Raw genomic sequence first — 25854 nt, forward strand, 5'->3', positions numbered from 1 at the left:
GTGTCAGGTCCGGCTCACCCTTCCGGGGCCGGGTCCTGGGTGAAGGCCGCGTGGAAGCGGCGGGTGTGGTCGACCCGGCGTTCCGGGCCGGTCAGGGTGACCGTCGCCGTCAGGCGGGAGTCGGTACTGGAGGCGGCCAGGCGGAGTTCCAGGTCGCCGGGTTCGACGACTCGGCGGCCGTCGCGGCCGGTGAAGGAGGCCACGTCGGAGGGGACCGTGACGCGGACCCGGCGGGCCTCACCGGGCTCCAGCGGGACCCGGGTGTAGCCGACGAGGCGCTGCACCGGCTGGACGACGGAGGCGACCGGGTCGTGCAGGTAGAGCTGGACGACCTCGGTGCCGGACCGTTCGCCGGTGTTGCGGACGGTGAGGGCGAGGGAGAACTCGCCGTCCGTGGGGGCCTCACGCGCGTCCACGGTGAGGTCGCTCCAGGCGAAACTCGTGTACGTCAGGCCGTGGCCGAAGCCGAACGCCGGGGTCGGGTCGATGTTGGACACCTCGCTGAGCTGGGCGAGGCGGGCGCCGAGGTAGGTGGTCGGCTGGGCGCCCGGACCGCGCGGCACGCTGACCGGGAGCCGTCCGGAGGGGTTGGTGCGGCCGCTCAGCACCCCGGCGATCGCCTGGGTGCCGGCGACCCCGGGGAAGAAGGACTGCACGATCGCCGCGGACTCGGCGGCGGCGCGGCCGAGCGCGTAGGGCCGCCCGGCGAGCAGGACGGTCACCACCGGCGTGCCGGAGTCGAGCAGCGCGTCGAGCAAGTGCTGCTGGGCGCCGGGCAGGGCGAGGGACTCGGCGTCGCAGCCCTCGCCGCTGGTGCCGCGGCCGAACAGGCCCGCGCGGTCGCCGAGGACGGCGATGACGAGGTCCGCCTCGCGGGCCGCGTCCACCGCCTCACCGATGCCGGAGAGATCGCCGTCGTCGACGCCGGTGCCGCAGGCGACCGTGATGTCGGCGTCGGGGAACTCGGCGGTCAGGGTGTCGTGCAGGGTGGGCAGGTCGATCCCGACCGGGACGTCCGGGTGCTGCACGCCCACGTGCTGGGGGAAGGAGTAGCAGCCCAGTACGGCGGTGCCCTCGGCGGCGTTGGGGCCGACCAGGGCGATGCGGCGGGGCCGGATGAGGGGCAGGGTGCCGTCGTTGGTGAGGAGGACGACCGCCTTCTCGGCGATCTCGCGGGCCAGTTCGCGGTTCTCGGGACCGTCCAGGTCGATCGTGCCGCGCAGGGCGTCGGGGTCGTCCGGGTCGGCGCCGTCGAGGGCGGGTGGCACCGGGTTCCAGTCCGGGTCGAGCAGGCCGAGCACCGCCTTCTGGGAGAGGACGCGGCGCAGGGCGCGGTCGATGACCTCCTCCGGGACGCGGCCGTCGGCGACGGCTTCGGCGAGCGGCGCGCCGAACGTCTTGACGGTGGGCAGTTCGATGTCGACGCCGGCCTTCAGCGCGGCGCCCGCGGCCTCCGCCCAGTCGCCGGCGATGCCGTGCAGGGTCTTGAGGAAGGCGATGCCGAAGTAGTCGGCGACGACGGTGCCGTCGAAGCCCCAGGTGTCGCGGAGCAGTCCGGTCAGCAGGCTCTCGTCGGCGGCGGCGGGGATGCCGTCGGTGTCCGTGTAGGAGTGCATGACCGAGCGGGCGCCGCCCTCGCGGATCGCCATCTCGAAGGGCGGGAGCAGGACGTCGGCCCGTTCGCGGGCGCCCATGGGCGAGGGGGCGAGGTTGCGTCCGGCGCGGGAGGCCGAGTAGCCGACGAAGTGCTTGAGGGTGGCGACGATCCCGGCGGACTCCAGACCCTGGACGTACGCGGTGCCGATGGTGCCGACGAGGTAGGGGTCCTCGCCGATGGTCTCCTCGACCCGGCCCCAGCGGGCGTCGCGGACCACGTCGAGTACGGGGGCGAGGCCCTGGTGGATGCCGACGGAGCGCATGTCGCGGCCGATGGCGCCGGCCATCCGGCGTACGGCATCGGGGTCGAAGGTGGCGCCCCAGGACAGCGGGACGGGGTAGGCGGTGGCGCCCCAGGCGGCGAAGCCGGCCAGGCACTCCTCGTGCGCGACGGCGGGGATGCCGAAGCGGTTCGCCGAGGTGATCCGGCACTGGGTGCGCAGCAGGGAGAGCGCGCCGAGCGCCGGGTCGACGGGGGCGGTGCCGAAGGGGCGGGTCAACTGGCCCAGTCCGGCGGGCAGCAGGGCGTCGAGGTCGACGGCCTCCTCCATGTCGTGCTGGTGGGGGGCCACTTCGCCGCCGTTGGCGGACGCGCCGACCCATACGCCGTACAGCTGGGCGATCTTCTCGTCCAGGGTCATCGCGCCGACGAGTGCGTCGACTCTGGCGGCGACGGGGAGGTCGGGGTCGTTCCAGAGGGGGATTTCGGGGGTGGTCTCTACGGCCACGTCGGCAGTCACTTTCCTCCGACACCCATCAGGCCCTGGACCAGGGCGCGACGGGCGAACAGGTAGACGAGCAGGATGGGCACCATGGACAGCACCACGGCTCCCAGCAGACCGGGGATGTCGATGCCGTGTTCGGTCTGGAAGTTGTACAGACCCAGGGTGACGACCTTGGAGGAGTCGGACTGGGTCAGGACGAGCGGGAACAGGAAGCCGTTCCAGGCCTGGAGTGCGGAGAAGACCACGATGGTGGACAGTCCGCCGCGGGACAGTGGCAGGACGAGCTGGAAGAACATGCGCCGCGGGGTGGCGCCGTCCATGGCCATGGCCTCGTACAACTCCGGGGAGATGTCGCGCATGGCGCCGCTGAGGATCAGCGCCGACATGGGCAGGCAGAACGCGGCCGTGGGCAGGATGACGCCCAGCAGGTTGTCGTACAGCCCGGCCTCGCTGATCAGGTAGAACATCGGCACGATGACGGCCTGGGCGGGGACGGCGAGGCCGAGCAGGAACAGCCGGAAGATCGCCGACGTGGTCCGCCCGCGGCTGCGGACGATCGCGTAGGCGAGCGGCGGGACCAGCAGCAGCACGATGCCGATCACACAAGCGGTGACGACGAGCGTGTTGAAGAAGTACTGGTCGAAGCCCGATGTGAAGGCGCCGGTGTAGTTGTCCAGGGTGAAGCTGTCCGGGAGGGAGACCGGGCCGTTCTCGGCGTAGTCCTGGCGGGTGCGCAGCGTCGCGGCGAGCAGCACGTACAGCGGCAGGCCGACCAGGAAGAGCCAGAGGAGCGAGCCGGCGCCGGCCAGGTAGTTGGGGCGGCGCCTCATGACGAACCCTCCATGGTGCTGCGCATCTTGTCGTAGCCGGAGACCCGGACGACGATCAGCGAGATGATCGTGGCCGCGACGACCAGGACCAGGGCGATCGCGGAGCCGGTTCCGTAGTCGAAGCTCTTGAACGCCTTGTCGTACATGTAGTAGGCGCTGATGGTGGTGTCGGTGCCGGGTCCGCCCTGGGTCAGGATGAGGACCGTCTCGAAGGTGGTCAGGCCGCCGACGATCATCAGGATCATCGAGGTGATCATCGCGTTGCGCAGCTGCGGCAGGGTGATGTGGAAGAACTGCCGGTAGCGGCCCGCCCCGTCGATCTCCGCGGCCTGGTAGAGCACCTGGGGGATCGCGCGGGCGGCGCCCTGGTAGATCAGCGTGTGGAAGGGGGTGAACTGCCAGGTGCTGACGAACGCGAGCACCCCGATGGCGGTGGCCTGTTCACCGAAGAGGTTGCCGTCGCCGAACAGCCAGGTGGCGTCGGCGGGGATGCCGAAGTTGGGGTCGAGCAGCGCCCGCCAGAGCACGGAGACGGCCGTGGCGGACAGCAGCAGCGGGATGAAGTAGATGACGGACAGCACGGCCCGGTTGCGCTGGTGTCCGGCGGCCCAGACGCCGAGCATGATGCTCAGCGGGGTCTGGAGGACCACGCCGAGCACGGTCAGCAGCAGGGTCAGCCAGATGCTCTTGAACATCACCGGGTCGTCCATCAGGCGCGACCAGTTGTCCGTGCCGACGAACTCGGGCGAGCCGATCCCGTCCCAGCTCATGAAGGACAGCACGGCCACCATGATCAGCGGGACGATCGCGAAGAGGGTGAAGAACACTGCGGCGGGCAGCGCCCAGGAGAAGCCGGGGCGGCCCACCGTCGTTGCGGACGAGGCGGACGGCCGCCGCCGGGACCCCTTGCGGGGTCCGGCGGCGGGCTGAGCGCTCGTGATCTGAGTGGTCATGAGCCGTTCATTCGGTGGGGAGGGCCTGCATGGCCTTGATGAAGCCGTCCGCGTCGAGCTGTCCGTTGAAGAACTGCTGGACGGCCTTGTGCATGTCCGAGGCCGACTTCTGCGGGTACGCCTGGTCCCAGGACAGCTGGAACGACGGGGCGTCGGCGACCAGGTCGTACTGGAAGCGCGAGTACTCGGGGGTGGCCGAGGAATCGATGAACTGGTCGGTGTTGGTCGTGGTCGGCAGGTTGCCGATGTCCAGCTGCGCCTTGACGAACTCGTCGGAGTACATGAGCTTCAGGAACTCGGCGACGGCCTCGGGGTGCTTGGTCTTCTTCATCACCGAGTAGTAGTTGTTGGTGTTTCCGGCGACGTTGGCCGGATCGCCCTTGCCGCCCTCGACGGTCGGGAAGGCGGTGTAGCCGAGGTCCTTCTCGGCGAACGCCTTGTGGTCCGTCAGCTGCTGGGAGTAGTACCAGGAGCCCATCAGCTCGAAGCCGGCCTTGCCGGAGGCCACCAACTGGACCGAGCCCCCGTTGGTGTACTTGACGGAGTCGTAGTTCTTGCCGAAGGCGCCCGCGTCGACGAGCTCCCTGATCATGCCCAGGGCCTTCTTGCCGTCCGCGCTCTCCCAGGCACTCTTGTCGCCCCCGACGGCCTTCTCGAACAGCCCGGGGCCGGCCACGCGGTCGAAGAGGTACTGGAACCACATCTGCGTCGGCCAGACGTCGCCGCCGCCGAGCGCGATCGGCGTGACGCCCTGGTCCTTGAGCTTCCCGACCGCGTCGAGCAGTTCGTCCCAGTTCTTCGGCGGCTTGACGCCCGCCTTGTCGAGGACCTTCTTGTTGTGGAAGAGCAGGACCGGCTGGGTGCCACGCATCGGTATGCCGTACGGCTGACCGTCGACGACGGCGTTGTTGAAGACGGACGGCAGGAACTTGTTCTCCAGGTCCGGGTTCTTCTTGATGAAGTCGTCCAGCGGCAACAGCAGGTCGGCCTTGACGAACGGCTTGATGCTGCCGCCGCCCCAGTTGAAGAAGACGTCCGGGGCCTGCGGGGTGCTGATGATCGTCTGAAGCTTCTTCTGGTAGTCCGCACCGGGGATGGTGTCGAGGACGACCTTGACGTCGGACGTCTTGTTGAACGTGTCGACGATCCGTTTCTCGACCTTGTTGGTGGCGTCCCCGTAGACCAGGACATGGATCTTGCCGTCGTCCTGCGACGCCCCGCCGTTCCCGTCACCGCAGGCCGAGAGGCTCAGTGCCAGGGCGAGCGTCGCACCGCAGGCGACCAGTCTGGGCAAGCGCGCACGTGTCTTCATCGTTCGCCTTTCGAAAGTTTCGGCTTCCTCACCGAAAGTCCATGCCGTGGGACAGTAGGTCAGGCTGGGGGTTCGGTCAACGGTCGAGCCGGTACTCACCCAAACCGTTATCGAGGCGCGGTGACCTATCCTGCATGTATGCACCATGAAGACGAGGCGAGCGGCAGAGTCACCCTGGCCACGGTCGCGAAAGAGGCCGGCGTTTCGATGCCGACAGTTTCGAAGGTCCTCAACGGCCGTTCGGATGTCTCCCGCGCGACGCGAGCCAAGGTGGAGCAGCTCCTGGAGGACCACGGCTACCGCCGGCGCGGGCAGCCGACGTCCCGCTCCCCGCTCATCGAGCTCGTCTTCCACGAACTGGACAGCATCTGGTCGATGGAGCTGATCAGGGGCGTGGAGAACGTCGCCAGGGAGAACCGCGCGACGGTGGCGCTCACCGAGAGCGGCACCCGGCACACGCCCGCGCCGGAATGGCTCCCGGGTGTGCTGCGACGCAGGCCGCTGGGCGTCGTCCTGGTCTTCTCCGCACTCCCCGAGGACGTCAAGCGCCGGCTCAGGGCGGCGGCCATCCCCTTCGTCGTCATCGACCCGGCGGGCGACCCCGACCCGGACGTGCCCTCGGTCGGCTCCGCCAACTGGGCCGGCGGCCTCGCCGCCACCCGCCATCTGACCGACCTCGGTCACGAGCGGGTCGCGATCATCACCGGCCCCGAGGACATGCTGTGCTCGCTGGCCCGGCTCGACGGCTACCGCTCGGCCATGGCGATGGCGGGTCTGGAGACCGACCCGAGTCTGATGCGATTCGGCGACTTCCACGTACAGGGCGGCTTCGAGCACGCCATGGACCTGCTGGAGGGGCCCGACCGGCCGACGGCGATCTTCGCGGGCAGCGACCTCCAGGCGCTGGGCGTGCTGGAGGCGGCGCGGGTCAAGGGCCTGCGCGTACCCGAGGACCTGTCGGTGGTCGGCTACGACGACGTACCGCCGGCGCAGTGGTCGAGTCCGCCGCTCACCACGGTCCACCAGCCGCTGCAGCGCATGGCCGAGGAGGCCGCCCGGATGCTGCTCCGCCCGGACGACCCCGGCACGGCCACCCAGCGCATAGAGCTGGCGACGCACCTGGTGGTACGGCAGAGCACGGCTCCGCCCAGGGAGACGTGAAGGGGCTCGCAAGGAAAATTCGAATGTTTCGGGTTTCCCGAAGAAGTGTTGCGGCGACGTATCGGCCGCTTTCCACGCCCTCAACCCTGATGGCCGGAGCGAGGGGGGACCGGTGTGTGGACCGGCCCCCCGGTTCCGGCGGCGCCTCCGGGTCCGGTCAGGCGCCGGGCAGGACCCCGCTGCGGGCCACCTCGGAGTACCAGCGGGCGCTGGCCTTGGGGATGCGGGTGCCGGTCGGGTAGTCCACGTAGACCGCGCCGAAACGCCTGCCGTAGCCGTGGGCCCACTCGAAGTTGTCCAGCAGCGACCACAGGAAGTAGCCGCGCACGTCCGCGCCGTCGGTGATGGCCCGGTGGACGGCGGCCAGGTGGCCGCGCAGGTAGGCGATCCGGTCGGGGTCGTTGACCTGTCCCGCGGGGTCGGCGTAGTCGTCGAACGCCGCGCCGTTCTCGGTGATGACCAGCGGCAGCTTCGGGAAGTCGGACGCCAGCCGGCGCAGCAGGTCGTACAGGCCGGTGGGGTCGACGGCCCAGCCCATGGCGGTGGTGTCGCCGGGCGGCTGGTGGAAGGCGACCCGGTCGGCGCCCGGCCAGGGACTGTGGGCGCTGTTGCCGTGTCCGTCGGAGGTGTGGGTGCCGCTGCCGTCGGCCTCGGAGACCAGGGTGGGCGTGTAGTAGTTGACGCCGAGGAGGTCCAGCGGCTGGTGGATCTGCCGGAGGTCGCCGTCCTTCACGAAGGACCAGTCGGTCAGTGCCGTGGTGTCCTTGAGCAGGTCCTCCGGGTAGGCGCCCCGCAGCATCGGGCCGGTGAAGGCCCGGTTGGCGAGCGCGTCGATCCGGCGGACCGCGTCGGCGTCGGCCTCGCTGCCGGTGAGCGGGCGGACGTGGTGGATGTTGAGCGTGACCGAGCACCGGGCGTCGGCGGCGACGCGTTCGCGCAGCGCCTGGACGGCCAGGCCGTGGGCCAGGTTGAGGTGGTGGGCGGCGCGCAGGGCGTCGACCGGGTCGGTGCGGCCGGGGGCGTGCACTCCGGAGCCGTAGCCGAGGAAGGCGCTGCACCAGGGCTCGTTGAGGGTGGTCCAGGTCTTCACCCGGTCGCCGAGGGCGTCCGCGGCGAGGGCGGCGTACTCGGCGAACCGCTCGGCCGTGGCGCGCTCGGGCCAGCCTCCGGCGTCCTCCAACTCCTGCGGCAGGTCCCAGTGGTAGAGGGTGGCGACGGGCTGGATGCCCCGGTCCAGCAGGTCGTCGACGAGGCGCCGGTAGAAGTCCAGGCCCTTCTGGACGGCGGGACCGCGTCCGGTGGGCTGGATCCGGGGCCAGGCCAGGGAGAAGCGGTAGGCACCCAGGCCGAGTTCGGCCATGAGGGCGACGTCCTCGCGCCGGCGGTGGTAGTGGTCGGTGGCGATGTCGCCGGTGTCGCCGTTGCGGACCCGGCCGGGGGTGCGGGCGTAGGTGTCCCAGATGGACGGGGTACGGCCGTCCTCGGCGGCGGCGCCCTCGATCTGGTAGGAGGCGGTCGCGGAACCCCAGATGAACCCCTTGGGGAATGTGCGGGCGGCGTCCGGGGCGGACGCGGTCTGCTGTGCTGCGGTGACCACGTGAGTCCTTTCGAGTGGTGGGGTGGGCGCGCGAAGGTCCGGGGGTGGTGTGCGGGCCGGCGGCCCTCGGCCGGTCCGGGCGTGGCGGGTCAGCCCTTGACGGCGCCCGCCATGATGCCGCTGACGATCTGGCGGCCGAAGACGACGAACATCGCCAGCAGCGGCAGCGTGCCGAGCAACGCGCCCGCCATGATCAGCGACTGGTCGCGGACATAGCCCGCGCTGAGCTGGGTGAGGGCGACGGGAACCGTCGGGTTGGTCATGTCGAGCACCACGAACGGCCAGAAGAAGTCGTTCCACGCGTGCACGAACGTGATCATGAACAGGACGGCCATCGCGGGCCGGGCGACGGGCAGCACGATGCTCCAGAAGATCCGCAGCGAGTGCGCCCCGTCCACGCGTCCGGCCTCGACGAGTTCGTCGGGCAGCGCCTCCGAGAGGTACTGCCTCATGAAGAAGACGCCGACCGCGCTCACCAGCGTGGGGAAGATGACGGCGGGCAGCTGCTGCGACCAGCCCAGCTCGGACATCAGCATGAACAGCGGTACGACGCCGAGCTGCGGCGGCACCAGCATGGTGCCGATCACCAGCATGAGCAGGGCGTTGCGCCCCTTGAACCGCAGCTTGGCGAAGGCGAAGCCGGCCAGGGTCGCGAACATCACCGTGGACAGGGCGATCACCCCGGCCACGATCAGGCTGTTGACCATGGCCTTGCCCATCGCCGCCTCGTCCCAGGCCCGGGCGAGGTTGCTGAACAGGTTCGGGCCCGGCAGGAAGGGCGGTGGTGTCTGGCTGACCCGGGTGTTGTCGGTGGAGGCCGCCACCATCGTCCAGTACAGCGGGAAGATCGACAGCACCGCCATGACGGCGAGCAGGACGTAGGCGAGCGGGCCCGCATGGTGCTGGCGCCCGGCGCGCTCGCGCAGCAGCCGTCGGCCGCCGCGGCGGACCGGTTTCCCGGCGGGAGTCCGGTCCGGGGTGTCCGTCCGGGCCGGGAGGCTGTGGATGGTCATGACGACTCCAGGTCAGGGCGTACGGGAACGCAGGCGCTTGATCAGGCGCTGCGCCACGAAGACGAGGACGAGCAGCAGGAACATCGCCCAGGCGACGGTCGCCGAGCGGCCCATCTGGTAGTTCTTCCAGCCCTCCTCGTACAGCAGCAGGCCCAGCGTCTGGTACTGGTTGTCCGCCCCGCCGGTGACGCCGTTGGGTCCCTGACCGAAGATCAGCGGCTCACCGAACAGCTGGGTGGCGCCGATCGTGGAGAGCACGATCGTGAAGACGATGGTGGAGCGGATGCCCGGAACGGTGACGTGGGTGAACTGCTTCCACCGCGAGGCGCCGTCGATCGCGGCCGCCTCGTAGCGCTCGGCGGGGACGGCCTGCATGGCGGCCAGGTAGAGCAGCGCGTTGTAGCCGGTCCAGCGCCAGATGACGATGGTGGAGATCGCGACCTGGGCGGGCCACTTGTCGGCCTCCCAGTCCACCGGGTCGATGCCGACCGCGCCGAGCGCCCAGTTGATCATGCCGAAGTCGCGTTCGAAGATCATGGTGAACACGAGGGCGGCGGCGGCGACCGAGGTGGCGTACGGGACCAGCGAGGCCACGCGGAAGAACAGCGAGGCGCGCATGCGGTAGTTGAGGAGGTGCGCCAGGCCGAGGGCCATCAGCAGCTGCGGCACCGTGGAGATGACGCCGATGGTGATGGTGTTCCGCAGCGCGTTCCAGAACCGTGAATCGCCCCAGAGCTCGACGTAGTTGTCGAACGCCACCCACTCCATGACATCAAGGGTGGCCAGTTCCACGTCGTGCAGGGAGATCCACGAGGTGTAGACGAGGGGATAGAAACTGAACGCGGCGAAGACGACGAAGAACGGTGCGACGAACGCGAACGGCGCGCCCTTGACGTCCAGTCGGTGCAGCAGCGCGCCGCGCCGCCGGGCGGCGCCGCTCTCGCCGTCCGGCGTCGGCGGCGGGCCCGAGGGCTCCCCGCCTTCCAGGGCCTTGGTGGTGGAGATGGCCACCCGACTTTTCCTTCCTGGGAACAGAATGTGTGAGCCGGCCCCGGGCCCGCCTGCGGGGTGCGGGCGGGCCCGGACGACCGCGGGGGCGAGCGGTCAGCCGACCGCCTTCTCGATGCGCTCCGCGGTGGTCTTCCACGCCTCGTCCCGCGGGGTGCCCTGCTGCTCGATCAGAGTCAGGCCCTGGGAGAAGGTGTCCTTGATCGTGCCGTCCTTGCGGCCCAGGACCTGCTTGTCCGGGATCTCCTGGGCGGCGGCACCGAAGATCCGGCCGATCGGCGCGTCGCTGAAGTACTCCGACTCGGCGTTCTTCACCTCGTCGCTCTCCAGCGCCTCCCGCGAGGACGGAATGTTGCCGATCTTCTCGAAGATGTGGGCCTGCTGCTCCGGCGCGGTCAGCCAGGCGACGAGCTTCTTGGCCTCCTCCTTCACCGGGCTCTGCTCGACCACGCCGAGGAAGGACCCGCCCCAGTTGGCGCCTTTGGGGGCCTTGGCGACGTCCCACTTTCCCTTGTTCGCCTCGCCGGCCTTCTCGCTGATGTGGCTGAGCATCCACGCCGGGCACACGGCGGTGGCGAACGTGCCGTTGGCCAGACCCGGGTCCCAACCCGGCTGGAACTGGCGGAGCTTGGCCGTCAGGCCGTCCTCCGCGGCGTCGGCGGCCAGGTTCCACGCCTCCTTGACGGCCGGGTTCTTGTCGTAGATCAACTCGCCCTTGTCGTCGTAGTACTGCTCGGAATAGCCGTAGACCATGGCGTTGAACAGGCCGCTGGCCGCGTCCATGTAGGCCACGTCGTCGCCCTTGAAGTCCTTCTTGAAGGTGCGGCCGACCTCGACGTACTTCTTCCAGTCGCCCTCCCACAGCTCGGCGACCTCCTCGCGGTCGGTGGGCAGACCGGCCTTCTCGAAGTAGTCCTTGCGGTAGCAGACGGCCATCGGGCCGATGTCGGTGCCCAGCCCCAGCACCTTGCCGTCCTCGGTGCTGATCTGGGACTCCTTCCACGGCAGGAAGTGGTCGCCGCCCGGTACGTCGGAGAAGTCCGCGAACCTGTCCGCCTGGGTCTCGGTGATCTCCTTGGCCCGCCCGATCTCGATGCCCTGGATGTCCTTCAGGCCCTTGCCGGCCGCGAGCCGGGTCTGCAGCGCGGTGTAGTACGTCTGTTCGTCGCCGGCGATCTCGGCCTTGATGTCGACATCGGGGTTCTCCTTCTCGTACTGCTCGAGAAGGCCCGTCTCCTTGATGCCCATCACGCCGTACAGGCCCATGGTGATGACGACCTTGCCGTCCTGTTTGCCACCGCCCGTGGCGGAGTCGTCACCGCCGCTGCAGCCGACGACGAGCGTCAGCGCGCCGGCGACCGCGACCGCCGCCACCGCTCTCGTACGCAACGAACCGGTCCTGCCCATGGATCTCCTCCTAGCCACGGCGCTGACGCACCCGAGTGACGAGTTCTGCGATGACCACAGCTGCTTCGACAATGGGGTTGGGAACGTACCCAATTCATGGTGGGTACGTTCCCACCGACGCATCGAAGACTCACGGCAGCGCACCGATCTGTCAATGACTTGAAGGCAACTCGCCACCGTGGTCCGGCTTTCAGCGTCGATCCCGGGGCCCTGGCGCGCCCCGCCGGAGTCGCCGTCTGCAAGAATTGCCGCTGGTCACCTCCGCGGCCGGCACGGCCGCGACCGCCGAGGGGGTAGTACATGGCCGGGAACCGCCGTCCCACGATCAAAACCGTCGCCGCCCGGGCCGGCGTGGGCCGCACCACGGTGTCCCGCGTCGTCAACGGCTCGGATCTGGTCAGTGCCGATGCCCGGTCCAGGGTCCTGGCCGCGATCAAGGAGCTCAACTACGTTCCGAACTCGGTCGCCCGCGGCCTGGTGACCAACCGCACCGACGCCGTGGCCCTGGTGATCCCCGAATCGGAGAGCCGGCTCGGTTCGGAACCCTTCTTCGCCGCGCTGATCCGGGGCGTCAGCGGCGCCCTCGCCGAGAGCCGGACCCAGCTGCAGCTCATGCTCGTCCGCGACCAGGCCGAACGGGACCAGCTGACCGAGTCGGTGGCGGCGCGCCGCGTGGACGGCGTCCTGCTGGTCTCCGTCCATTCCCAGGACCGGCTGCCGGGCATGCTGGAGGAGATGGGGCTGCCCACCGTGCTGGCCGGCCGCCGCGACGCGGGTGAGCGGCTGAGCTACGTCAACGCCGACAACGCCGGAGGCGCCACCGAGGCTGTCCGGCACCTGCTGCGCAGCGGCAGGACCAGGATCGCCACGATCACCGGGCCGCTGGACATGGACGTCGGCCGCAGCCGGCTCGGCGGCTGGCGCGCGGCCCACGAGGAGGCGGGGGTGCCCGTGCGGGAAACCCTGGTGGAGGCGGGCGACTTCACCGAGGAGGGCGGCCGCCGTGCCATGCGTTCGCTTCTTGAACGCGCCCCGGACCTGGACGCCGTCTTCGCCGCCTCCGACCTCATGGCGGTCGGCGCCCTGGCGGAACTGCGCCGGCAGGAACGGCACGTACCCGGTGATGTCGCCGTCGTCGGCTTCGAGGACTCCGTCCTCGCCCGCCACACCGACCCGCCCCTGACGACGGTGCGTCAGCCGGTGGAGGAACTGGGCCGCACCATGGCCCGGATCCTCACCGACATCACCCGGCACGGCGCACCCCGGCAGCAGGTGACGCTGCCGACGGAACTGGTGGTGCGCGAGTCGTCGTAGACGCACGGCCCCGTCACGCGTACTGCCCGGCACCGGTGTTCGGCGCCGGGCAGTACGCGTCTCAGTGGTGGCCCGGGGTGCGGCGGTTGGTGTCAGACGGTGTTCAGGGTCCATTTCTGGTTGGCGCCGCCGGTGCAGGTCCAGATCTGGGCGGGGGTGCCGTTCGCGGAGTTGTTGCCGGTGACGTCGAGGCACTTGTCCGCACCGGTGTTGACCACGTCGTGGGTCGTGGCGCTGTACGACCACTGTTGCGCCGTGCTGCCGTTGCACGTGTAGAGCTGTACTCGTGCGCCGTCGGCCGTGGAGGCGGCGCTCACGTCCAGGCACTTGCCGAGCGCCCGCACACTGCCGTCGGCGCCCACGGTCCAGCGCTGGGCCGCCGTGCCGTTGCAGGTGTACAGCTGCACCGCGGTGCCGTCGGCCGTGGCCCCGCCCGCTACGTCGAGGCACTTGCCCGCGAGTCCGGTGAGGGTGCCGGTGCTGCCGCCCGGGGTGCCCGACGGGGTGCCGGACCAGGTGAAGGTGGCCGTGGTACGGGCGGGCAGGGTGTAGGTGAAGGACTGGCCGCCCCAGTCGACGCGGACCGAGCGGGCCGAGGTGCCGCCGTTGTGGGCGATGAGGGCCTTGGAGCCGTCGGGGTTGCGCCAGGCCACGTTGGGCACCGTGCCACTGGCGGTGGAGGCGATCCGGTGGGCGCCGTGCCTGACGAACTTGGTCAGGTGACCGGTGGTGTAGTACTCGATCGTGTAGTCGACCTGTCCTGCCCGCGGGCCGCCTTCCTGCACGGTGATCAGCCCGGTGCAGGTGCTGCAGCCGCCGTTGTGCGGTCCCCTGTCCTGATTGAGCGCCAGGCTCCATTTGACCAGGCTGCTGCTCCAGTTGCGCGCATAGCCCACGATGTCGGCCAGGTCCTCGTTGTGCTGGTTGCCGATCCAGGTGCCGCCGGAGTGCTCGGTGCTGAACTGCCGTACGTTCGGGTACTGGTTGTGCACCTGGCTGCCCACCGCGGGGTCACCGGCGTAGCCGTGCCAGGCGATGCCGCCGAAGAGCGGATCGTTGCGCACCCCGGCGTCCGCGAGGACGGGAGCGCCGAAGTTCGCGTAGTCGCCGTAGTTCCAGTCGTGGACGAGGACCTTGGTGTTGATTCCGGCGGCACGGAAGGCCGGGTAGACGTGGTTCTTGGTGAACTCGACCAGCCCGGACGGGTTCCAGCTCATTCCGGGGTAGTTCATGGCCGTGGGGTTGCCGGCCTGGCAGCAGTTCGGTTCGTTCTGGACGGACAGGTAGTCGACGTCCACGCCGGCGGCCCGGTAGCTCTGGATGTACTTGACCAGGTACTGGGCGTACAGGGGGTAGTACTCCCACTTGAGCCAGCCCATCTGGTCCATGCGGCCGTTGTCCTTCATCCAGCCGGGAGCGCTCCAGGGGACGCCCTTGACCCGCAGTTCCGGGTTGAGCTGCTGGGCCTGTGCGGTGAGCAGCCGGACATTGGTGTCGTAGCCGTTGGTGCCGAAGTCGGACAGGTCGCAGCAGGTGTCGTCGAGGGAGACGTGGCCCGGCCGGGAGAGGTCGGAGGCGCCGATCGGGTTGCGGACGAAGGACAGTCCGATGCCGTCCGTCGGTGAGAACAGTCTGCGCATCACGGCGTCACGGGTCGAGGCGCTGACGGCGCCGCCGCGCAGCAGATGGGCGGTGGTGTCGGTGATCGAGGCCCCGCCGCCCTCGAACCGCTGGTAGGTCGTCGCCTCGTCGACGGTGATCGTCTGGTCGGCGCCGCCCTGGGCGGGGCCGAATTTCACTGGTGTCTGTTCGGCCAGGCCGCGGGTGACGTTGCGGCCGCCCGCGTCGGACGTCGTGGTGAGCCATACGTCGACCCGTTCCCCCGCGGCGACCGCCTGGGGCGCCGCGCCGGGAGCGAGGGTCAGGGCGAGGGCGAGGGTGAGGGCGGCGGCCAGTAACGCGGGGAGCCGACGGGCGTGCGGTGTGCCGCGGAACAGGACGCGTCTGTGCAGGGGAGTCATGGGTGCGACCTCTCGGTGGGGGGTGTCCGCACCTTCAGGGCTTTCAGGTCTTGAAGGCGTGGCGGGGCAGCACTGCCGGGGGTGACAGCGTCGGGGCCGCCCGCGGGAACGGCGTGAGACACGTGGCGAGAACTGGGGGTTATGGCGAGCCGATACACCGAACGACTTATCTCAAATCATGATTGAACTCTTAAGGCATGTCCCCGTCAATACAAGGGTCTACGGAATCCGGCGCGCGGTGCGGAACCTCCGGCACCGGGCCCCCATCGGGAACCGTGTGGACCTTGACATGACCGCCGGGTCCTCATAGGCCCCGGACTTTGGACTCTCCGATGACAAAGTATGGACATGTCAAGCAGAAGTCCTCTAGCTTGGCCGCGCGAGTGCAGCGCCACCGCAGCAGACCGGAGCGAGATCCGGCACGGTCCGGTCCCCACCTCCTGGAGGACCAATGCCCCAACGTCTGTTCTCCCGCGCTCGAAAACACTTCGTCCCCTTACTGTTCGCGGGGACCCTGACCGCCGGTCTGTGTTCCGCCCCGCCGGCCGCCGCCGCTCCCGTGGACATCCCGCCCCAGGAACCCGGGGTCACTCTGCGCGTGTTCGACGTGCAGACGCCCCTGAGCAAGCTGTGCACGCTGAAACCGGGTCAGACCCCCAACCACGACAAGCTGATGCCGACGGTCGACTGGTCCACGGAGGCCGACTTCGGCGGACTGTCCGACCACTTCGTCGCGGAGGCCTCGGGCTACCTCGACGTTCCGCGCGACGGCTCGTACGTGTTCCGCCTGACCAGTGACGACGGCTCACGGCTGGTCATCGACGGCGACCTCGTCATCGACCACGACGGGCTCCACGGCGCCGAGCCGAAGGACGGCGCGGTCCATCTCACCGCCGGTGCGCACCCGTTGCGCATCGACCACTTCGAACGCGACGGCGGGCAGCGGCTCCAACTGGCCTGGAAGCCGCCGGGCGAGAGCGACTTCACGGTCGTGCCCCGCGAGGCGCTGAGCACCGACGCCGACGTCGTCCGCGTCACCGCGCCGGGCCGCAAGGAATGCGAGGCGAGCGGCGACTCCCCCGGCGACGGTCTGCCGCTCACCGACGTACGGCCCGACCTGACCCTCACCGATCTGCGTCCGGACGGCTTCGAACCGCAGGTCAGCGGCATGGACTGGCTGCCCGACGGACGGCTGGCGATCAGCACCTGGGGCGGCTCGGACAACGTTGCCGGAGAGGTCTACCTGCTCGACAACGTCACCGGCGCCACCAGCCGCGACGAGGTCACCGTCACCAAGGTGGCGAGCGGGCTGCGCGAGCCCATGGGGATCAAGTACGTCGACGGAGCGCTGTACGTCTCGCAGAAGCACGAGCTGACGCGGCTCGTCGACCGGGACGGCGACGAGGTCACCGACGAGTACCGCACGGTCGCCACCTGGCCGTACGGAGGCAACTTCCACGAGTTCGCCTTCGGCCTGCTCTACCGCGACGGCTACTTCTACGTGAACCTCTCCGTCGCCATCGACCTCGGCGGCGCGACCACCGTGCCGCAGCCGGCACCGGGACGGGGTGCCACCTACAGGATCAGCAAGAGGACGGGGAAGATCAGTCCGATCGCGGGAGGGCTGCGGACGCCCAACGGCATCGGCTGGGGACCCGACGGCAGCATCTTCGCCACCGACAACCAGGGCGGGTGGCTTCCCTCGTCGAAGCTCGTCCAGATCAAGAAGGACCGCTTCTTCAACCACTACACCGAGCCCTCCGGCCCCTTCGACGACTCCCCCGTCACCGAGCCGGTGCTCTGGCTGCCGCAGAACGAGATCGCCAACTCACCCTCCACTCCGCTGTATCTGAAGAAGGGCACGTTCGCCGGGCAGCTGCTGCTGGGTGACGTCACCTACGGCGGCCTGCAGCGCGCCTTCCTGGAGAAGGTGAAGGGTCAGTACCAGGGTGCCGTCTTCCGCTACACCCAAGGGCTCGAAGCGGGCGTCAACCGCATCACCCTGGGCCCCGACGGCGCGATCTACGCCGGTGGCCTGGGCGCCGGCGGCAACTGGGGCCAGGAGGGCAAACTCAAGTTCGGCCTGCAGAAGCTGACCCCGAACGGCGGGAACACCTTCGACATCCGGACCATGCGGGCCGTGCCCGGAGGCTTCGACCTGACGTACACCCAGCCGGTGTCCGCCGCCACCGCCGGGGAACTCGCCGCGCACTACCGCGCCGAGCAGTGGCGTTACACGCCGACCGCGGACTACGGCGGTCCGAAGATCGCCGAGGAGCGGCTCGCGGTGCGCTCGGCGACGCTCTCGAAGGACGGCCGCACCGTCAAGCTCCGACTGGACGGTCTGAAGCCGGGCCGCGTGGTGCACGTCCGCTCCCCGCGCCCCTTCGCCTCCGCCTCCGGTGAGCAGTTGTGGAACACCGAGGCCTGGTACACCCTCAACCGGGTGCCGGGCAAGCAGCCACCGCCCGCCACCCGGTACGAGGCCGAGGAGGCGCGCCTGACGGGCACGGCCGGCGTCAACACCGACCACGTCGGCCATTCCGGCAGCGGCTTCGTCGACCGTTACGCCACGGAGGGCAAGGCCGGCACCACCTTCGACGTGACGGTCCCGAAGGCGGGCGCCTACGACGTGGGCCTGCGTTACTCCAACGGGCCCAACCCGTTCGAGGGCACCAAGTCCCTCTCCCTGTACGTCAACGGGAAGAAGGTGCGGCAGACGAAGCTCGCCTCCACCGGTGACTGGGACTCGTGGTCGACCCGGACCGAGAAGCTGGGCCTGCGCGCCGGACACAACACGGTCGCCTACCGGTACGACCCGGGCGACACCGGCCATGTCAACCTCGACATGATCAGCGTCCATCCGCACGGAGCCCCGGTCACCCTCTTCGACGGCACGGCCGGTTCGCAGGCCCAGTGGCAGCACACCGACGGGAGAACCCCGCGGTGGCCGCTCTCCGACGAGAAGTCGATGGAGGTGTGCTGCGGTGACCTCCGCACCAAGGACGCCTACCAGGACTTCGCGCTGCACGTGGAGTTCCGCGTCCCGCTGCTTCCACCCGATGTCACCGGGCAGGACCGCGGCAACAGCGGCATCTTCCTCCAGGACCGCTACGAGCTCCAGATCCTGGACTCCTACGGCGACACCACGCTCGGCACCGATGAGGCCGGGGCGTTCTATATGAAACGGGCGCCCGACACGAACGCGGCCACGGCGCCCGAGACGTGGCAGACCTACGACATCGTCTTCCGCGCGGCCCGCTTCGACGAGGACGGCCGCAAGATCGCTGATGCCCGGGCCACGGTGGTGTGGAACGGGCAGAAGGTCCACGACGACGTCGTCCTGGACGGGCCCACGGCGTCGGGCAGGGCCGAGACGCCCGCCGCGGGAGCCGTCCGGCTCCAGGACCATGGGAACAAGGTCCGGTTCCGTGACATCCGGATCACACCGCTGGCCCCGTTGGACTGACGCCCGGCCCGGCGCCGGCCGGCGGACCGGGTGGTGCGGGGCCCGCGGGACGCACGAATACGAGGGGCGCACGAGCTGTCGAGTTCGTGCGCCCCTCGGGCTTCATCCGGATTTCGGTGGTGCCGGTTCCCGCTGCCGGAAGGCCCAGTCCATTCTCGGCTCGAACACGGCCCGGAAGGCCCGCCGCACCGGTGCCGTGCACAAGACGGTCACGCCCACGGCGGCGACGACGGTGACGGTGATCGCGCCGAGCGGGCGGTGGAACCAGTCGTTGTGGGACCAGTGCCAGTGGTTGGCGGCCTGGATGACGAAGCCGTGCAGCAGGTAGCCGTACAGTGTGCCGGCACCGAGCGCGGTGTACCACGTCCGGCGTCGCGGAACGAGGGCGAGGAAGCAGGCGACCAGGACCGTCGAGCAGCCGAAGATCGCCAGCGTCATGACGGGCCCGTACCAGGCGGGCGCCGCGAGATCCTCGGCACTGGAGTTGTGGAAGAACCAGGCGTAGTTCATCCGCGTCACGGCCCAGTACGCCATGACCAGCGCGCTGAGGAAGACCGGTACGGCCAGGATGCGTACCTGACGGCGCCGCACCCTTTCGAAGTGTTCCGGCTTGAGGGACAGGCCGAGTACGAAGTAGGGCAGGAACTGCAGGGTGCGGTGGAGGTCGAGGTCCTTGCCGATGGACGGGGCCAGGGGGGCCAGTGCCGCGATGGTGAGGGCGAGGGGCAGCGGCCACCGCACGGACCGCCAGATCGGGGTGGTCAGCCGCCAGATGAACAGCGCGGCCAGGAACCAGGTCAGGTACAGGGGGTCCAGCAGGCTGATCGAACGGTCCGGCTTGTTGTCACTCCACCGGGTGAAGAAGGTGTACGCCACCTCGAAGACGACGTAGGGCACGGCGACCCCGGTGACCAGACGCTTGATCCGTCCAGCGCTCCAGTCGAAGCCACGCGAGAAGTAGCCGGAGATGACGATGAACGCCGGCATGTGGAAGGCGTAGACAAGTGTGTAGAGGGCGGTGACGGTGCGGCTCTCACTGCGCAGCGGTTCCCATGCGTGGCCGACCGCCACCAGCACGATGGCCAGGTACTTGGCGTTGTCGAAGAGCGCGTCCCGCGGTTTCGCCGACCGGGTGCGCGCGACGGCCGGTGCGGTGGCGGCGCGGGTCTCCCCCGTGGCCGGTGCCGTCCCGCCGGGCGTCGTCGGTGGCCCGTCCGTCTCCCCGGGGCTGCGCGCGGGCAGCGTTTCTTTCACGATTCCTTCCTTCGGGAACCCAGACAGAGCAGAACACCTCTTACGAGAGTTGCGTATGCGACACGAGAGTAACGACTCGGGAAACCGTAACCGGGGCGGACGCCGGGGTAAACCCGGGCCCGTGGTCGTGTCACCGTTGCGCGCGCGTACGTCCATCCGCTCCCGGACCTGCGGAATCCGCCCATGCCACGGCTGTCCACTTTCGGCCATTCACGCCGTGGGGGCACGCAGCGAACCCCTCCTCGATCTCCACCGCCTCTATGCTTCTACGTGCTTGTAGAAGGCCCTTGCCGGATGCCCGCGAGGGTGTGCGGCGTCGCGCCTACGGAACAATCGCACGTGAAGGAGTGAACGCCGCGATGGTGTTCAAACGACTGCTCGGTTCGCTCGGAGTGGGTGGCCCCACGGTCGACACGGTCCTCGACCCCGGCGCGCCCCGGCCCGGAGCCGCGCTGACCGGGCAGGTTCACCTCAAGGGCGGAGACGCCGACTTCGACATCGAGCACATCACGCTGGAGCTGGTGGCCCGGGTCGAGGCCGAGCACGGGGAGGGCGAGAGCGAAGGCGTCGTCGCCTTCGAGCGATTCACCGTGGGCGGCGGCTTCCGGCTCGCCGCGGGCGCGGCGCACAGCGTGCCGTTCTCCGTGATGCTGCCCTGGGAGACGCCCGTCACCGAGCTGCACGGCCAGGGCCTCGGCATCGTCCTGGGCGTGCGCACCGAGCTCGCCGTGGCGGGCGCCAGGGACAAGGGTGACCTGGACCAGCTGAACGTCGGCCCCCTGCCCGTACAGGAGGCGATCCTCGAGGCGTTCGGCGGGCTGGGCTTCGGCTTCAGGTCCGCCGACCTCGAGTACGGCCGCATCGGCGGCACCGGCCAGCAGCTCCCCTTCTATCAGGAGATCGAGCTGACCCCGGCGCCGCAGTACGCCCACCAGGTCAACGAGGTCGAGGTGACGTTCCTCGCCGGTCCCGGCGGCATGGAGGTCGTACTGGAGGCGGACAAGCGCGGCGGGCTCTTCTCCTCCGGCCACGACGCGGTCAACCGGTTCACCGTCTCCCACGACGGCGTCGAACACCAGGACTGGAACGCCGTCGTCGACGACTGGATGCGCCGGCTCGTGGAGCACCGGGCCTCGTACGGCGCGCATGCCGGCCACGGGTACGGCGGCCACCACATCCACGACGAGCACCACCACGACGGCCACCGCTCCGGCCCCGGCATGGGAACCGTCGTCGCGGCGGGCGCGGCCGGGCTCGCCGTCGGTGTCGTCGGCGGCATGGTCGCGGCCGAGGTCGTCGACGAGGTCGGGGACTTCTTCGAGGGCGACGAAGACGAAGGAGGGGACGAGGACTGATCAGCGCGCGGTGCCCCCACCCCTCGTCTTCTACATAATTGTAGAAGATAGGCTGCGGACGCACGGACGCGAAGAGACGAGGAGTGGGTGGACATGGGCGTCATCGCATGGCTGGTACTGGGGCTGCTCGCAGGAGCGGTGGCCAAGGCCGTCCTGCCCGGACGCGATCCGGGCGGGCTCATCGGTACGACGGTCATCGGCATCGCGGGGGCCTTCCTCGGCGGCTGGCTGTCGGCGCAGTTCCTGGGCCGTCCGGTGCAGCGGGAGTTCTTCGACGCCGCCACCTGGGGCTCGGCCATCGTCGGCGCGCTCGTCCTCCTCATCGGCTACCGCCTCCTCTTCGGCAACTCGCGCGACTGAACCACCGAGAACGAGCAAGGACAACCAAGAAGGAGTAGGCAGTGGGTGTTTCCCTGTCCAAGGGCGGCAACGTCTCTCTCAGCAAGGAGGCCCCGGGGCTGACCGCGGTCGTGGTCGGCCTCGGCTGGGACGTCCGCACGACCACCGGCACCGACTACGACCTCGACGCCTCCGCGCTGCTGGTCGACGGCTCCGGCAAGGTCCTGTCCGACCAGCACTTCGTCTTCTACAACAACCTGAAGAGCCCGGACGGCTCGGTGGAGCACACCGGTGACAACCTCACCGGCGAGGGCGAGGGCGACGACGAGAGCGTCAAGGTGAACCTCGTCGGCGTACCCGCCGAGGTCGACAAGATCGTGTTCCCGGTCTCGATCCACGACGCCGAGAACCGCGGACAGAGCTTCGGCCAGGTCCGCAACGCCTTCATCCGCGTCGTCAACCAGGCCAACAACCAGGAGATCGCCCGCTACGACCTCTCGGAGGACGCCTCCACCGAGACGGCCATGGTCTTCGGCGAGCTCTACCGCCACGGTGCCGAGTGGAAGTTCCGCGCCGTCGGCCAGGGGTACGCCTCCGGGCTCGCCGGAATCGCCGCCGACTTCGGCGTCAACGTCTGACACCGAGCCGGACCACACGCCGGGTCGGCCCGTACGGGCCGACCCGGCGTGCTCGTTCTCTACCGGACGGGCGGGATGCGGTAGACCGAGACGTGGGAACGCGACTCGGCGGTGAAGGGGGCTCCGACCCAGTCCGCGTGCCTGGCCTCCAGTTCGAAGCCGGCCAGCTGGGCCATGAGGTCGAGTTCGGCCGGCCAGATGTAGCGGTGGGGGCTGCGGAACAGCAGCGCCTGCCGGGTCCCGTCGAACCGGAAGTGGTGCGACACCACCTGCTGGCGCAGGACGTCGTACGTGTCCAGGCCGATGTATCCGGGCTCGGACTGCCAGACCGTGGCCTCCTGGCCCGGCGGGAGCTTGCGCAGCTCCGGCACCCAGAGCTCGATCACGAACCGGCCCCCGGGGACGAGGTGGCGGGCGGCGTTGCGGAAGCACTCGACCTGCTCGGTCTGGGTGAGCAGGTTGGAGATGGTGTTGTAGACGAGGTAGACGAGGCTGTACCCGCTCGGCGCGACGGTGGTCGTCATGTCACCGATGACCACCGGGATCGTCGCCTCGTCCGCCTTGGTCCGCAGCCTCTCCACCATCGGGACGGACAGCTCGATGCCGGTGACCGGCACTCCCCGCTCGGCGAGGGGGACCGCCACCCTGCCGGTCCCGATGGCGAACTCGAGCGCGGCCCCCTCCCCGGCGAGGCCGGCGAGCCGGTCGACGGCCGGCCCCAGGGTCTCGGGCGCGAACATGCCGGTGCCCGGCGTGTCGTAGCGCTGCGCGGTGTCGGCGTCCCAGATCTCCTCCTGCTGCATTCCGCCAACTTGCGCCGACAACCCGTGCGCTGTCCACCCGATTCCCGGAGGCCGGTTCCACCCCTGGGCCCGGTCCGTCCCGCGCCGCCGCCGGCCGCTTCAATGGCCTGTAAAAGGCTGGCGTGTGAGGGTCTGGTGAGGGTCGTCAGGCGAGGAACGGGGCAAGCGTTTTGTGCATATGCACCTGATAAGATCATCGAACTTTCAGTAGACTGACGGCGCGTCATGAACGCGTACGGGGGACAGTCTCTAAGGCCCCATCGCCAAGGTGTGAGGTGTGGTCCGCCCGTGGGCTCGAGCCGATCGACGGCCGGAATCCTCGAGTCGGATCGGTGGACCCTCCGCGCTCCCGGCACGATGCGACTTGAAGAGAGTCTCATGACGTCATTGATCAGGGATCCACTGTTGTGGATCTTGCTGGTAGTACTCATCGCTGCGGCGTTCGCAGTGATGAGGGCACGGAGAACCAACCTGGCGCTCCGCAGAACGAGGAAGGACCTGGAATCGGACCTGGGTCAGGCCCAGGGCCAGCTCGCCCAGCAGCAGGGGTACATCGCCACCCTCAACGCACGGCACCAGGGCGACCTCGCCGACGTCCGCGCGGATGCCGAGTCGTCGACCAAAGCCGTACTGAAGTCGGCGATGGGAACACTGCAGTCCCTCGCCGAGGAGCAGCAGCTGCTGCTGGACGGCCTGCTGAAGAAGTACGGCAACGACACCGAGGTCCTCGCCGACCTGATGTCGGTGGACCACACCGGCAGCCAGTTCAGCCGCCGGGCCAAAGGCATCTCCGTCCTGTGCGGTGGCTGGCTGGGCCGGCGTGACGGCGCGGCGACCGTGTACGACGTGGCGCGCAGCGCCCAGGGGCGGATCAAGGACTTCAACCGGGTCGGCATCCATGCGCAGGTCAGCGTCTCCGTCTCCGCCAAGGCCGTGGAGCCGGTGGCCGTCGTGCTGGCCGAGCTGCTGGACAACGCGACCACCTACAGCGCCCCGGGCACGCCGGTCGAGGTCAACATCCAGGCCGTCCCGACGGGTGTGTGCTTCATCGTCGATGATGCCGGCCTGGGCATGGACCAGGAGACCAAGGACCGGGCGGCGGCTCTGCTGTCGGCCGACAGTGAGGTCGACATCACCGGTCTGGGCGACCCGCCCCGGTTCGGGTTCGCGGTGTGCGGCATGCTCGCCACGCGGTACGGCTTCTCCGTCTCCGTCGGCTCGGTGTCCCCCTACGGCGGAGTGCGTGCAGTGATCCGTGTACCGGAAAGTCTCCTGGCCGCCGACGCGCCCGCACCCGCCGAGCCCGTCCAGGAGGCCGTGAGCCAGGAGGCCGCCCCGCAGCGGCTGGCTCCCGTCCCGGTGGGCCCCTCCCATGTGGTGGGCCGGACGAACGGCGGGCTTCCCAAGCGACGCCGGCGGCAGGGCCCCATCTCGGTGGTGCCCGCGCCGGACGACACGGCCGGTGTCGACGAGCAGACATCCGAACCGGCCAGCGAGGTGACCGCGTCACGCCTCGGGGCGTTCGCCCGTGGCACACAGCTCGGTCGGATCACGAACACCATGGAAGGACCTGATCAGCGGTGAACACCGACCTGTCGTGGGTGCTGAACGACGTGCTCGAGGTGCGTGGTGCCCGTCACGCCGTGCTCGTCTCGGGTGACGGCCTGCTGCTTCAGCGTTCGGACGACATCTCGCGCGACGACGCGGAGACGAACGCCGCCGCCATGAGTTCCATGCAGTCCCTCAGCCGGGCGGTCGCCGGTTTCGTCGGGGCCGGGAACGGCATCTGGAAGCAGACGCTGCTGGAGTACGACGGCGGCTGGATCTTCCTGAGCGCCGCCGGTCAGGGCGCCTACCTGGCCGTCTCGGCGGCTCCGGACGTCGACATGGAAGCCGTGTCGTTCCGCATGCAGAAGACGGTGACGGCACTGAACAAGGCGATGAGCGTGGCGCCACGCGCGAACCACGGTGTCGGCTCATGACGGCTCCCGGCGAAGAAGGGTCCGTATCCAGCGACTTCGTCCGCTCCTACGTCATCACCGGTGGCCGGAGCCTGCCGTCTTCGGACGACCTTGCATTGCACACCCTCGTCACGCTGGCTCCCGAGCGGACCCTCCCGCTCGGGGCCGGGCCCGAAGTGACGGCGATCTGGGACCTGTGCGCGGGTGGCTACCTGTCGGTGGCCGAGGTGGCCGGCCACCTCGGCCTGCCGGTCGGAGTGGCCCGCCTGCTGCTGACCGACCTGTTCGAGCAGGGGCACCTGCTGCACCGCGCCGAACCGCCGCGGGCCCAGAACGTTGACAGAGCGACCCTCGAGAAGGTTCTGCATGGACTCCAATCCCTCATCAGCTGAGACGGCCCAGGGCTCCATCTACGTCTCCAACGCGGTGACCAACGCCGCGAAGATCCTGGTCGTCGGGCATTTCGCCGTGGGCAAGACGACTCTCATCGGTTCGCTGTCGGAGATCACTCCGCTGCGCACCGAGGAGAAGATGACCCAGGCCTCCGTCCACGTCGACGACCTGCGGGGCGTGACGGACAAGACCACCACCACGGTCGCCCTGGACTTCGGTCGTCTCACACTGAGCGAAGACCTCGTGCTGTACCTGTTCGGCACGCCGGGACAGCAGCGCTTCATGCAGCTGTGGGAGGACATGGCGCGCGGTGCGCTGGGAGCCCTGCTCCTGGTCGACCCCGCACGGCTGGAGGAGACCTTCCCCGTCATCGACCTCGTCGAGGGGTACGGCCTGGAGTACGCCATCGCCGTCAACACCTTCGACCCGTCCGCCACGTACAGCGAAGCAGAGGTGCGTGAGGCGCTCGACCTGCTGCCGGACACTCCCGTCGTCTACTGCGACGCCCGTGACCAGCGATCCTCCGCGAAGGCACTGATCGCGCTGGTCCGGCATCTGCTCGAGCGCGCCGCCTGACCGTCACGCGCCCACTCCACCCGGGAACAGCGGTTCCCGGATCACCAAGGAAGACTTCATGGATCCTCA

21 protein-coding genes are annotated in these 25854 nt (G+C 69.5%); 10 read left to right on the forward strand and 11 right to left on the reverse strand.

Going from position 1 to position 25854, the window contains the following annotated elements; translation table 11 throughout:
• Positions 1 to 14: 14 nt before the first annotated feature.
• Genes DIZ27_RS13055 through DIZ27_RS13070 form a run of 4 tightly spaced genes read right to left on the reverse strand, consistent with a single transcriptional unit; the run spans position 15 to position 5476 of the window.
• On the reverse strand, positions 15 to 2396 hold the full coding sequence (locus tag DIZ27_RS13055; protein ID WP_109378539.1) for a beta-glucosidase: 2382 nt from the start codon (positions 2394 to 2396) through the stop codon (positions 15 to 17).
• Positions 2393 to 3211 (reverse strand): carbohydrate ABC transporter permease, encoded by an 819-nt coding sequence (locus DIZ27_RS13060; RefSeq protein ID WP_109378540.1) that lies wholly within the window; start codon positions 3209 to 3211, stop codon positions 2393 to 2395. Before DIZ27_RS13060 ends, DIZ27_RS13055 begins: the two co-directional genes overlap by 4 nt.
• Positions 3208 to 4164 carry a carbohydrate ABC transporter permease gene (locus DIZ27_RS13065; RefSeq protein ID WP_109378541.1) on the reverse strand — a complete coding sequence of 319 codons (957 nt, stop codon included), beginning with the start codon at positions 4162 to 4164 and terminating at the stop codon, positions 3208 to 3210. Before DIZ27_RS13065 ends, DIZ27_RS13060 begins: the two co-directional genes overlap by 4 nt.
• Before the next feature lie 7 nt (positions 4165 to 4171).
• Positions 4172 to 5476, reverse strand: coding sequence for an ABC transporter substrate-binding protein (locus tag DIZ27_RS13070; RefSeq protein ID WP_109378542.1), 1305 nt, complete (start codon positions 5474 to 5476; stop codon positions 4172 to 4174).
• 138 nt (positions 5477 to 5614) lie between these two features.
• Between DIZ27_RS13070 and DIZ27_RS13075 the strand changes: the two genes are divergently transcribed.
• On the forward strand, positions 5615 to 6637 hold the full coding sequence (locus DIZ27_RS13075; RefSeq protein WP_109378543.1) for a LacI family DNA-binding transcriptional regulator: 1023 nt from the start codon (positions 5615 to 5617) through the stop codon (positions 6635 to 6637).
• Positions 6638 to 6794: 157 nt separating this feature from the next.
• On the opposite strand, the gene DIZ27_RS13080 is transcribed toward DIZ27_RS13075, so the two are convergent.
• The 4 genes from DIZ27_RS13080 to DIZ27_RS13095 form a co-directional block, all read right to left on the reverse strand.
• Complete coding sequence (locus tag DIZ27_RS13080) at positions 6795 to 8234, reverse strand: GH1 family beta-glucosidase (protein WP_109378544.1); 1440 nt, start codon at positions 8232 to 8234, stop codon at positions 6795 to 6797.
• Positions 8235 to 8323: 89 nt separating this feature from the next.
• Entirely contained in the window at positions 8324 to 9247 is a 924-nt protein-coding gene (locus DIZ27_RS13085) for a carbohydrate ABC transporter permease (protein WP_109378545.1), read from the reverse strand.
• Between the two features lie 12 nt (positions 9248 to 9259).
• A complete protein-coding gene (locus DIZ27_RS13090) occupies positions 9260 to 10258 on the reverse strand; it encodes a carbohydrate ABC transporter permease (RefSeq protein ID WP_109378546.1) in 999 nt (332 codons plus the stop codon).
• Positions 10259 to 10351: 93 nt separating this feature from the next.
• The gene (locus tag DIZ27_RS13095) at positions 10352 to 11662 is read right to left on the reverse strand and encodes an ABC transporter substrate-binding protein (RefSeq protein WP_109378547.1); all 1311 of its coding nucleotides are present in this window, start codon (positions 11660 to 11662) and stop codon (positions 10352 to 10354) included.
• A 300-nt stretch (positions 11663 to 11962) separates the two neighbouring features.
• On the opposite strand from DIZ27_RS13095, the gene DIZ27_RS13100 reads away from it, so the two are divergent.
• Positions 11963 to 12976, forward strand: a complete 1014-nt coding sequence (locus DIZ27_RS13100; RefSeq protein ID WP_109378548.1) for a LacI family DNA-binding transcriptional regulator — start codon at positions 11963 to 11965, stop codon at positions 12974 to 12976.
• Between the two features lie 92 nt (positions 12977 to 13068).
• Here the strand turns inward: DIZ27_RS13100 and DIZ27_RS13105 are convergent, their stop codons facing one another.
• The gene (locus DIZ27_RS13105) at positions 13069 to 14997 is read right to left on the reverse strand and encodes a lectin (RefSeq protein ID WP_109378549.1); all 1929 of its coding nucleotides are present in this window, start codon (positions 14995 to 14997) and stop codon (positions 13069 to 13071) included.
• Between the two features lie 451 nt (positions 14998 to 15448).
• On the opposite strand from DIZ27_RS13105, the gene DIZ27_RS13110 reads away from it, so the two are divergent.
• The gene (locus tag DIZ27_RS13110) at positions 15449 to 18466 is read left to right on the forward strand and encodes a family 16 glycoside hydrolase (protein WP_109378550.1); all 3018 of its coding nucleotides are present in this window, start codon (positions 15449 to 15451) and stop codon (positions 18464 to 18466) included.
• A 102-nt stretch (positions 18467 to 18568) separates the two neighbouring features.
• Here DIZ27_RS13110 and DIZ27_RS13115 read toward each other — a convergent pair whose 3' ends face one another.
• The gene (locus tag DIZ27_RS13115) at positions 18569 to 19720 is read right to left on the reverse strand and encodes an acyltransferase family protein (protein WP_258308349.1); all 1152 of its coding nucleotides are present in this window, start codon (positions 19718 to 19720) and stop codon (positions 18569 to 18571) included.
• Between the two features lie 359 nt (positions 19721 to 20079).
• On the opposite strand from DIZ27_RS13115, the gene DIZ27_RS13120 reads away from it, so the two are divergent.
• The 3 genes from DIZ27_RS13120 (at position 20080) to DIZ27_RS13130 (ending at position 22052) form a co-directional block, all read left to right on the forward strand.
• The gene (locus DIZ27_RS13120; protein ID WP_109378552.1) at positions 20080 to 21075 is read left to right on the forward strand and encodes a sporulation protein; all 996 of its coding nucleotides are present in this window, start codon (positions 20080 to 20082) and stop codon (positions 21073 to 21075) included.
• Between the two features lie 93 nt (positions 21076 to 21168).
• Entirely contained in the window at positions 21169 to 21435 is a 267-nt protein-coding gene (locus tag DIZ27_RS13125) for a GlsB/YeaQ/YmgE family stress response membrane protein (protein ID WP_109378553.1), read from the forward strand.
• A 41-nt stretch (positions 21436 to 21476) separates the two neighbouring features.
• The gene (locus tag DIZ27_RS13130) at positions 21477 to 22052 is read left to right on the forward strand and encodes a TerD family protein (RefSeq protein WP_109378554.1); all 576 of its coding nucleotides are present in this window, start codon (positions 21477 to 21479) and stop codon (positions 22050 to 22052) included.
• A 59-nt stretch (positions 22053 to 22111) separates the two neighbouring features.
• Here the strand turns inward: DIZ27_RS13130 and DIZ27_RS13135 are convergent, their stop codons facing one another.
• Positions 22112 to 22855 (reverse strand): class I SAM-dependent methyltransferase, encoded by a 744-nt coding sequence (locus DIZ27_RS13135; protein WP_109378555.1) that lies wholly within the window; start codon positions 22853 to 22855, stop codon positions 22112 to 22114.
• A gap of 378 nt (positions 22856 to 23233) precedes the next feature.
• On the opposite strand from DIZ27_RS13135, the gene DIZ27_RS13140 reads away from it, so the two are divergent.
• The 4 genes from DIZ27_RS13140 to DIZ27_RS13155 are packed head-to-tail and all read left to right on the forward strand — an operon-like array spanning position 23234 to position 25785.
• The gene (locus DIZ27_RS13140) at positions 23234 to 24439 is read left to right on the forward strand and encodes a sensor histidine kinase (protein WP_181383506.1); all 1206 of its coding nucleotides are present in this window, start codon (positions 23234 to 23236) and stop codon (positions 24437 to 24439) included.
• On the forward strand, positions 24436 to 24837 hold the full coding sequence (locus DIZ27_RS13145; protein ID WP_109378556.1) for a roadblock/LC7 domain-containing protein: 402 nt from the start codon (positions 24436 to 24438) through the stop codon (positions 24835 to 24837). The genes DIZ27_RS13140 and DIZ27_RS13145 overlap by 4 nt, the downstream gene beginning before the upstream one ends.
• Positions 24834 to 25208 (forward strand): DUF742 domain-containing protein, encoded by a 375-nt coding sequence (locus DIZ27_RS13150; protein WP_109378557.1) that lies wholly within the window; start codon positions 24834 to 24836, stop codon positions 25206 to 25208. The genes DIZ27_RS13145 and DIZ27_RS13150 overlap by 4 nt, the downstream gene beginning before the upstream one ends.
• Complete coding sequence (locus DIZ27_RS13155; protein ID WP_109378558.1) at positions 25183 to 25785, forward strand: ATP/GTP-binding protein; 603 nt, start codon at positions 25183 to 25185, stop codon at positions 25783 to 25785. Before DIZ27_RS13150 ends, DIZ27_RS13155 begins: the two co-directional genes overlap by 26 nt.
• Positions 25786 to 25854: the final 69 nt, after the last annotated feature.

The sequence above is a fragment of the Streptomyces sp. NWU339 genome, from assembly GCF_003143855.1.
Taxonomy (GTDB): Bacteria; Actinomycetota; Actinomycetes; order Streptomycetales; family Streptomycetaceae; genus Streptomyces.